10 protein-coding genes are annotated in these 8,457 nt (G+C 65.3%); 2 read left to right on the top strand and 8 right to left on the bottom strand.

Annotated features, from left to right (window positions below; genetic code table 11):
• The 6 genes from AC5RWX_RS27155 to AC5RWX_RS27130 form a co-directional block, all read right to left on the bottom strand.
• The coding region (locus AC5RWX_RS27155; protein ID WP_494099370.1) for a hydroxyisourate hydrolase at nucleotides 1–273 on the bottom strand (273 nt) is incomplete at its 3' end.
• The gene (gene uraD / locus AC5RWX_RS27150; RefSeq protein ID WP_494099369.1) at nucleotides 270–767 is read right to left on the bottom strand and encodes a 2-oxo-4-hydroxy-4-carboxy-5-ureidoimidazoline decarboxylase; all 498 of its coding nucleotides are present in this window, start codon (nucleotides 765–767) and stop codon (nucleotides 270–272) included. The genes uraD and AC5RWX_RS27155, both read right to left, overlap by 4 nt.
• A 276-nt stretch (nucleotides 768–1,043) precedes the next feature.
• The gene (locus AC5RWX_RS27145) at nucleotides 1,044–1,469 is read right to left on the bottom strand and encodes an ATP-binding protein (RefSeq protein WP_494099368.1); all 426 of its coding nucleotides are present in this window, start codon (nucleotides 1,467–1,469) and stop codon (nucleotides 1,044–1,046) included.
• On the bottom strand, nucleotides 1,462–1,794 hold the full coding sequence (locus tag AC5RWX_RS27140; RefSeq protein ID WP_494099367.1) for an STAS domain-containing protein: 333 nt from the start codon (nucleotides 1,792–1,794) through the stop codon (nucleotides 1,462–1,464). Before AC5RWX_RS27140 ends, AC5RWX_RS27145 begins: the two co-directional genes overlap by 8 nt.
• An 18-nt stretch (nucleotides 1,795–1,812) precedes the next feature.
• The gene (locus AC5RWX_RS27135) at nucleotides 1,813–3,762 is read right to left on the bottom strand and encodes a glycosyltransferase family 2 protein (RefSeq protein ID WP_494099366.1); all 1,950 of its coding nucleotides are present in this window, start codon (nucleotides 3,760–3,762) and stop codon (nucleotides 1,813–1,815) included.
• Complete coding sequence (locus tag AC5RWX_RS27130; RefSeq protein WP_494099365.1) at nucleotides 3,759–4,868, bottom strand: PP2C family protein-serine/threonine phosphatase; 1,110 nt, start codon at nucleotides 4,866–4,868, stop codon at nucleotides 3,759–3,761. The genes AC5RWX_RS27135 and AC5RWX_RS27130 overlap by 4 nt, the downstream gene beginning before the upstream one ends.
• Nucleotides 4,869–5,117: 249 nt before the next feature.
• Between AC5RWX_RS27130 and AC5RWX_RS27125 the strand changes: the two genes are divergently transcribed.
• The gene (locus AC5RWX_RS27125) at nucleotides 5,118–5,519 is read left to right on the top strand and encodes a hypothetical protein (RefSeq protein WP_494099364.1); all 402 of its coding nucleotides are present in this window, start codon (nucleotides 5,118–5,120) and stop codon (nucleotides 5,517–5,519) included.
• Nucleotides 5,520–5,711: 192 nt separating this feature from the next.
• Here the strand turns inward: AC5RWX_RS27125 and AC5RWX_RS27120 are convergent, their stop codons facing one another.
• Nucleotides 5,712–6,287 (bottom strand): GNAT family N-acetyltransferase, encoded by a 576-nt coding sequence (locus tag AC5RWX_RS27120; protein ID WP_494099363.1) that lies wholly within the window; start codon nucleotides 6,285–6,287, stop codon nucleotides 5,712–5,714.
• Between the two features lie 266 nt (nucleotides 6,288–6,553).
• Between AC5RWX_RS27120 and AC5RWX_RS27115 the strand changes: the two genes are divergently transcribed.
• Entirely contained in the window at nucleotides 6,554–7,963 is a 1,410-nt protein-coding gene (locus AC5RWX_RS27115; RefSeq protein WP_494099371.1) for an MFS transporter, read from the top strand.
• Nucleotides 7,964–8,038: 75 nt separating this feature from the next.
• On the opposite strand, the gene AC5RWX_RS27110 is transcribed toward AC5RWX_RS27115, so the two are convergent.
• Nucleotides 8,039–8,457, bottom strand: a 419-nt coding sequence (locus tag AC5RWX_RS27110; RefSeq protein WP_494099362.1) for a peroxiredoxin, incomplete at its 5' end; no start/stop codon positions are given.

Raw genomic sequence — 8,457 nt, 5'->3', positions numbered from 1 at the left:
GCCCGTGACTTCGAACACCAGGTCAACTTCCGGGAAGAACGTGGCGGTCTGCAGGCCGGCGTAGTAACTCCCGGTGGCGAAGTTGAGTTTGTAGTGTCCGGGGTCCAGCTGCTCCGGACCGAGGTCCTTCGCGCGGCCATCGGCGTCGGTGGTGGAGCCGGCCAGTTCCTGCCAGTTTCCGCCGTCGTTTTTGTACAGCACGACGGCGACCCCTGCCGCCGGCCGTCCGGCGCCCGTGTCCAGGATATGGGTGGTGATGTGGGAGACGGTCATTCGGTAATCAGTCCTTCAAGCCGCAGTACGGCAATCTCGCGCAGCTGCTGGGCCACAATGGTGTCTTCTTCGGCCGGGGAGTTTGCCAGTCGCTCCTTCAGGGACTGCAGGATTTCGTCGGCCGTGCGGCCGGCTGCGCGGATCAGGAAGACGCGGCCGAACTTATCCTCATACTCCCTGTTCCCCTGGCTCAAAGCCTCGGCCAGCGCGGTGTCCGCCGGGTCTACCCCGGCCTGCTCGGAACGGGACATGGAGGCTTCGGTGGTGGCCGCCGTCGGCCGTTCGCCGATCCGCGGGTGGTGCGCCATGGCGGACTCCACTTCGGCGGATGTGAAGGGGCTGGCGGCACCGGCCGCGAAAGCGAGCAGGGATTCCTTGGTGGGGAACGGCCGGGCGGCGGTGACGGTGGCCACCCAGCGTTGAACGTCGATGCAGGGCCTGAGGGTTTCGGCAGCCCTTGCGGGGTCCGCGGTATTGAATTCGGCAAGCTTCATGCTGGCTGGTCCTCGATGACAAGATGCTGGCATCCATGGTGACGGCTATGCGGAGGCCGGACTTCGGCACCCAAGCATCAGCAACACCAGCTCGGGCTTCCGCATCATGGAACTGTTATTTCAGCATACGTAATATTGAAGTGGAGCATCCCTGTGGTGTCAAGAGACTACATCAGCTGCCAGACCGAGCCGGCGTTCCGGAAGAGCCTCAGGGTCGACGGGATCCCGGGGGGCGGGCCCTAAAGAATGCGGGACGCGACAGCAAACCCTAAGGGTTCAGTCGTGCTGCGAGGTCCGGGACAGGACCCAGGTGTTCGTGGCGTCCTGCCGCTCGAAAGTGACCGTGGTGACCAAGGCGTGGATCAACGCCAGCCCCCGGCCCGACTCAGCCTCCTCGCCCGGCCTCGCCGGTTCCATCGGCCCGAACGGAGGCTTGGCGTGATAGGCGCTGACCCGCGCCTGCAGCAGCGTGGGCCGCACCTCGATGTCCACCCCGAGCTCCACAGGCTCCTGCCCGGCCGGCTCCGCATGCTGGACGATGTTCGACGCGGACTCTATCACCGCCGTCGTGAACGTCATCTGGTCCATGTCCTGCACGAAGGGGACGTCGAGCCAAAGGCTGTCGAGATCATTGTGGACGGACTCGATCGCGTCCCCCGCGGCCAGTCCGCGGAAGCTGCGGGATGCCAGGACCTCAGTCATTGCTGAATGCCTCTTCGGCTGACCCGTAGGCCGTGAGGACCTTGTCCATGCTGGTCAGCTGCAGGACCATCTTCACCTGCGGCTGGACCGCGGCGATCCGCAGGTCCCCGCCTGCCTGCCGTGCAGCTTTGAGGCAGCCAATGAGCGCGCCGAGGCCGGAGGAGTCCATAAACGCCGTGTTCGCCAGGTTCACCACAATCCGGTTGGATCCATCGGCAATGACGCCGTTAACAAACTCGCGGAGTTTTGGCGCTGACACCATGTTCAGCCGCCCCTCCGCCCTGACCTCCGCATACGAGTCCTTGACCTCATAGCTAAACTCCATCCGAATTCCTCTCTGTGTTTATGGGACTACAGGCTTTGCTGCCGGTTCGTAACCCTTGTAAAGCACTGCCCGGACCAGGATGCTCATGACCACCAGGTCGAAAATGACCCAGGCGACATTCACCAGGGTGCCAAGCGGTTCGGCAAGGCCGCTCGCCAGTCGAATGATTCCGACGACGGCGGCCGCGGCCAGCAGCACGGACACCACGATCTGTGGCCGGATCAGGCTCCAGCCGGGTCCGCCGCTCTGGCGGGCCTTGGGGGTAACGGCAAACCCGAGGGGACGGCCGAACCAGACGTTCCGGGCCGCCGTCGAGCACGCCTTGATCCAGGTGGGAAACAGGGCCAGGCTGTACTGCTGGCCGCGCCAGGTGGGAATACCCCGGCCGGCGACGGCGAACAGCAGCTGGTTGACCACCATGAACGGAATAAACCGGATGAAAAAGTCCCAGCTCAGGCTTGTCACCGGCAGAATGCCCAGCAGCAGGTAGATGATGGGGGCGGCGAAGTAGATGACCGCCGCATAGCCGCTGAGGTAGGTCCACATCGTGGCGAAGTACATCAGCCGCTGGCCCAGCTTGAGGCCCCTCTGGACGAGCGGATTTTCGCGGAGCAGCACCTGGATGGTGCCCTGCGCCCAGCGGAGGCGCTGGGTAAGCATGGTCTTGAGGTCCTCCGGTGCCAGGCCGTACGCCAGCACCTCGTGGTGGTAGACGCTCTCCCAGCCCATGGCATGCATGCGCATGGCGGTGGCCATGTCCTCGGTGACGGAGATGGTGGCCAGCGGCATGACGGGCTGCGCTTCGTCGTTGCGTTCCACGGACAACGCGTCCAGGACGGCCTGTACGGATTCCAGGGCTCCGAGCGGCGACCAGTCGCGGGCGGACATGCGCTGCACGGCGTCGTCCGCCACCACGGGAACGCCGGATTCGCCCACGTGGGCCAGTTCCATGGCGGCGATCTCTTCGAGGTCCGCCTGGAGGGCTTCGACGTCGGCCAGCACCAGGGTCTGCACGGCGGCGTCCACGCGCCGGCGGACGCGGTAGGTGATTTCGCTCAGCGGCTGGCCGGCGTCCAGTTCCTTCTGGGCCTCGCGGGTGGCGGCCTCCACCTCGTCGAGCACCTGGGCCACCAGAGGAGTCTCCACGTCCGCGGACTTCCGGGCCTGCTTGATGGCGGAACGGGACGCGGCCAGCGCCCGGCGGATGCTCTTCTCGGTTTCCTTCACGTAGCCCACCAGACCCAGCTGCATCAGGGCTTCGCGGCGCAGGATGGCGTTGGAGCCGCAGAAGAAGGCGGCGTTCCAGCCGTCCTTGCCCTGCTGGATGGGGCCGTAGAAAAGGGGTGCCTGGCTGCCGAGGGGATCGTCTGCGGGCACGTTGCTGAAGTACTGCGGCGTCTGGACCAACGCCACCCGGCGGTTGTTGAAGTAGCCCAGCGTTTTTTCGAGGATGTCCGGCTCGGGGATCTGGTCTGCGTCCAGGATCAGGAGGAATTCGCCGTGCGTCTGCATCAGGGCGTTGTTCAGGTTGCCGGCCTTGGCGTGCCGGGGCACGTTCGAGGTCCAGTCCTCGCTGCGGGTGACGTAGCCCAGGCCGTGCTGCTCGGCGAGGGCCTTCAGCTCGGTCCGTGCGCCGTCGTCCAGGATCCAGGTGCTGTGCGGATGCCGGATTTTCTGGGCGGCCAGTGCCGTGGTCATCACCATGTCCAGGTCTTCGTTGTAGGTGGTGATGAAGACATCAACGGTTGCATCATGCGGGGGCGGCGGTGCGCCCTTGCGGATTTTCAGCTTCCAGACCGTCATGCCGAACAGCATCACGTCGATCAGGCTGTAGGTTTCGGCCACCACCAGCGGCACGGCGATCCACCAGGCGTCCCAGTTGAGGGAGGCTGCCCAGCGCCAGGCAATGTAGTTGACGCCGGTAATGACCGTCAGGACCACCACCAGGCGGGTCAGGAAGCGGGTCACGCGGTTGCTTCTTGGGGCAGCCGGCGAACCACCACGACGGTGACGTCATCCTCGGCGGTCTCGGCGGGAGCCAGGGCCAGGATGGCATTGCTGGCTGCCTGGGCCGAATCCCCGCTTTGGGCGGCGCTGCGGACGGCGTCGGTAAAGTCCTCCACCGAGCCGAAGACGTCCAGCACGCCGTCGCTGACCACCACAAGGGAATCTCCCGGAGCGAGATCCAGGGTGGACTGGGGCCACTGGCTCCCCTCCCAGGCGCCCACCGGCGGGCCGCCGGAAGGAAGCCGGTGGGCAGTGCCGCCTGAGCGGACGTGCAGCGCAAGCCCGTGTCCGGCGTCGACATAGCGGACCTTACCCGACGCCGCGTCCAGCCGCGCATGGAACAAGGTGGCGAAGGAGTTGGAGGAGTCCAGATCCGTGGCGATCGCCTTGCTGGCGGAGGCGAATGCGCCGTCCAGGTCCTGCCGGCCGGTGGAGCGCATCACCGCACGGACCGTTGCTGCGATCAACGCGGCTCCCATGCCCTTGCCCATGGCGTCGGCGAAGGTCAGGTGGAGCCCGTCCGGCGTCTGGTACCAGTCGTAGAAGTCCCCGCCCACACTGCGGGACGGACGGAATACGCCGGCTACGTCGTAACCCTCAACACGAATGTCCTCCTTGGGAAGCAGGCTTTGCTGGACTTCCGTGGCGCGCTCCAGGTCATTGCGGGCGGCTGAGTCCACGGCGGCCGAGGGCCTGCGGCGGAAAAGGGCGTTGATCCTGGACTGCAGCTCGCGGGGGCTGAAAGGCTTGCTGATATATTCGTCGGCCCCGTTGTCCAGGCCGGTCAACTTGTCCAGTTCGTCGGCGCGGGCCGTGAGCATCACAATGAAGGCATCCGAGAATTCTCGGAGCAGCTTGCAGACTTCCAGGCCGTCGAGGTCCGGCAGGTTCAGGTCCAGGGTGACCAGGTCCGGCTTGCGGCGGCGGACTTCCTCGACGCCAGGCAGGCCGGCGTCGGCCTCAGTGACGTCGAAGCCCTGCTTGACCAGGACGCGAACCAACAGGCCGCGAATGTCCGGGTCGTCCTCAATAACAACGGCACGACGGATTTCGGGGGGATAGACCATAGCTCTACTTCTACCGTATTAACGGCTGCGGCCCGTGTCGCACCGCTTTACAGCGTTGGGTTTCGTGGTTGTTCCCTCGCTTACGACGGCGGGAGCGGCCGTCCGGGAGATCTTGAGTGAATCTTGGGACCCGCTTGCCCGGACGTTGAGGAAGGCCCGGGACACTTCAAGGCAGGGAGCAGCTTCAGGTACGAGGGTCAACGACGATCCGCCGGAGGCTGCACGGCTTGCAGGAAGGCGGAGCAGCCCATGGGACACCTCAACAAGAAGGACCAGACGACGGCGGGTGGTGCCGCGGGTGCAGAACCGGCCCGTGCTGTGCCGGCTGGTCCGAAACTGAACCCCCTGGTTTCAGGATGGGACGCGGTGCAGGGTGACCTGGTGCAGGCCGCTGCGGACAAGGGAAGGGCGCTGCTGCGAGTCTACTTCCACTCACGGAAAGTGCGTGCCGCTTCCAATGCCCTGGCCCAGGCGCTGGCCGCATCGAGGGAGGCATCCAGCTGGCCGGGCGACCGGCTTCCGGTCGGCACGGAGATGTCTCTGCAGGTGGAGAGGCTGACGCGCCGCCTCAAACTGGAGACGGAGGCGCAGAACCGGTTGGAGGCACTTTCCAAAAGTGTGGATCCGGGGCGTACCGCCGCGGCGGTTTAGGTGCCACCCTCCAGGAGCAATCGAGTGGCTGGGGCTACCGGTCAAGAATTGGTATGGGTCGGTGGACAGGTTGGGCGTACTTCATTGCGGGACTCATGACAGTCAACGCCCTGCTTTTGGCATTGTGAGCCAATGACGAGGACTGGTCCCGGAAAACAGTGGAAAAAGCCCTGACCCGCTGACCGGAGGCCATCAACCTGCCAGATTCAGGCGCATCAGCACCCGCGGGAAGCCGTTGAGTATTGACTCCGTGTCCGCAGCCTTTGTGAAGCCGGCGTTCTCGAAGAGCTTCCGGGTGCCCACATACGCCATGGTAAGGTCGACTTTCCGCCCGCCGTTATCCACGGGGTAGCCTTCAATGGCTTCTGCTCCATAGGCCCGCGCCAGGTCTACCGCGCCTTTCAGCAGGTGGGGCGATATCCCCTTGCCCCGATGGCCAGGCCGTACTCTGATGCACCACACCGACCACACCTCCAGATCGTCCACGCGCGGGATCTTCCGGTTGCCGGCGAAACTGGTGTCAGCGCGGGGGTGGACCGCTGCCCACCCAACTACCTCGCCGCCGTCGTACGCCAGAACCCCCGGCGGCGGATCCTGGGCCACCAGCTCCTTCATCAGGTCCCCGCGCTCCGTCCCACGCAAGGCCTGGTTCTGTGTGGACGGAATGCGGTAGCTCAGGCACCAGCAGACGTTGGCGTCGGGCCGCTTGGGCCCCACCATCGTCCTGACATCCTCGAACTCGGTGGCCGGACGGACCTCGATCGCCATGCCGCCATCCTTTCACCGTGCAGCGGACCGGGCAACGGCACGGCTCTGAGCCCACAGCAATTTGTCCGATGCTCCATGCAGCGGCTTTGCAGAGGTCAACCCTGGTGGCTGGCAGGGGCGCCAGGAGGAGGGGGGTCCACCCTGTCGGCTTCCGGTCGGTCCTCACTACACTGGGACGCATGACCGAGCAGGAACCGGCCCGGGGCAGGGCTGCTGAGGCGTCCGACGGCGGGACAGGGCATGGCGAGGACGCGGCAGTTACCTCCATGCCCGGTGAGGACGGGGAAGCCACACACCTGGCTGACCCGGACGCCGTCGACACCTCGGTGCGCAGCCCGGCAGAAAGGTCCCGCACGTTCACCGGAATCCTGGTGAACACCGCCCTCGCCAACATCACCACCAGTTACCTGTGGTTTGCCCTGACGTTCTGGGTGTACCTCGAAACCCGCAACGTCATCGCCACCGGGGTGGTGGGTGGCGCGTACATGCTGTTGATTGCCCTTTCCAGCATCAGCTTCGGAACCTTCGTTGACCGCTACCGCAAGCTGGCCGTGATGCGCTTCGCAGCCGCCTTCACCTTGGTGATGTTCGTCCTGTCCGGGGTCATGTTCCTGCTGATACCCGCTTCCTCGCTGCTGGACCTGACCCGGCCGTGGTTTTGGGTATTCACCCTGGTCATCCTGATCGGCGCGGTCGTGGAGAACATGCGCAACATCGCCCTTTCCACCACCGTCACCATCCTCATCGAGCCGGACCGGCGGGCCAACGCGAACGGGCTGGTGGGCATGGTGCAGGGGCTGATGTTCATCGTCACGTCCCTGCTCTCCGGGCTGTCGGTGGGGCTGCTGGGCATGGGCTGGACCATCGTCGTCTCCCTGGTGCTTACGGCGCTTGCCTTCGCGCACCTGCTCACCCTGCGCATGCCCGAGGAAGTGCGCGCTGCAGCTACGGACGCGCATGGCAGCTTCGACTTCCGCGGTTCCCTCGCCGCCGTTCTGGCCATTTCCGGACTGTTCGCGCTGATCTTGTTCTCCACCTTCAACAACTTCATCGGCGGCGTCTATATGGCGTTGATGGATCCGTACGGCCTGGAAATGTTCCCCGTGGAGCTGTGGGGCACCTTCTTTGCGCTCGGCTCAACCGGGTTCATTGTGGGCGGGGCGCTGATCGGAAAGTTCGGGCTCGGGTCCAACCCGTTGCGGACCCTGCTCATCGCGGTAGTGGTCATGGGAGTAGTCGGCGCGGCGTTCACCATCCGCGAGTGGCCCTGGCTGTACGTCGCGGGCATCTGGGTTTACCTGGTCCTGGTGCCGTTCGTGGAGGCCGCGGAGCAGACGGTCATCCAGCAGGTGGTGCCCTTGCAGCGGCAGGGCCGGGTGTTCGGATTCGCCATGGCGTTTGAGTCCGCGGCAGCGCCGGTCACGGCGTTCCTCATTGCACCGATCGCCCAGTTCTGGATCATCCCCTATGCGCGCTCTGCCGACGGCGCAGCCCAGCTGGCCCCGCTGCTGGGCGAAGGCACCTCCCGCGGCATCGCACTGGTGTTCCTCATCGCAGGGACCATTATGGTCATGGCCGCCCTGTTGGCCTTCCTGACCCCCGTGTACCGGAGGGTGTCGGCGTCGTATGCGGAGGCGGTACCAGCTAAGCAGGAGACGGCGGACAACGACGCTTAAAAGCCGAACGCCCCGGCACGAGGTGATGGGGCGTTCGGCAGCAAGCTGCGGGAAGTGATGGGGCGTTGCGGAAGACTAGATTCCCAGGGCTTCCTTCAGGGCTGCCACGTGCCCGTCGGCCTTGACCTGGTACTGGGCCAGCGTGACGTTGCCTTCGGGATCCACCACCACGGTGGAGCGGACAATACCCTCGGTGATTTCGCCGTTGACCAGCTTCTCGCCCCAGGCGCCGTAGGCCAAGGCAACTGCGTGGTCCGGGTCCGAAAGCAGCGGGAAGGTCAGTGAGAAGTCGCCGGTGAAGCCGGCCAGGGCCTCCGGTGCATCGGGGGAGATGCCAATGACCTCGTAGCCCTTGCCCTGCAGGGAAGCCAGGCTGTCGCGGAAGTCGCAGGCCTCGGTGGTGCAGCCGGGGGTGGCAGCCTTGGGGTAGAAGTAGAGCACCACATTCCAGCCGGCGTAGTCGGACAGCGAGACCTTCTTGCCGTCGGCGTCGG

This window comes from Arthrobacter sp. SPT-J7, from assembly GCF_059089965.1.
This window is presented reverse-complemented; position numbering and strand designations above follow the sequence as displayed.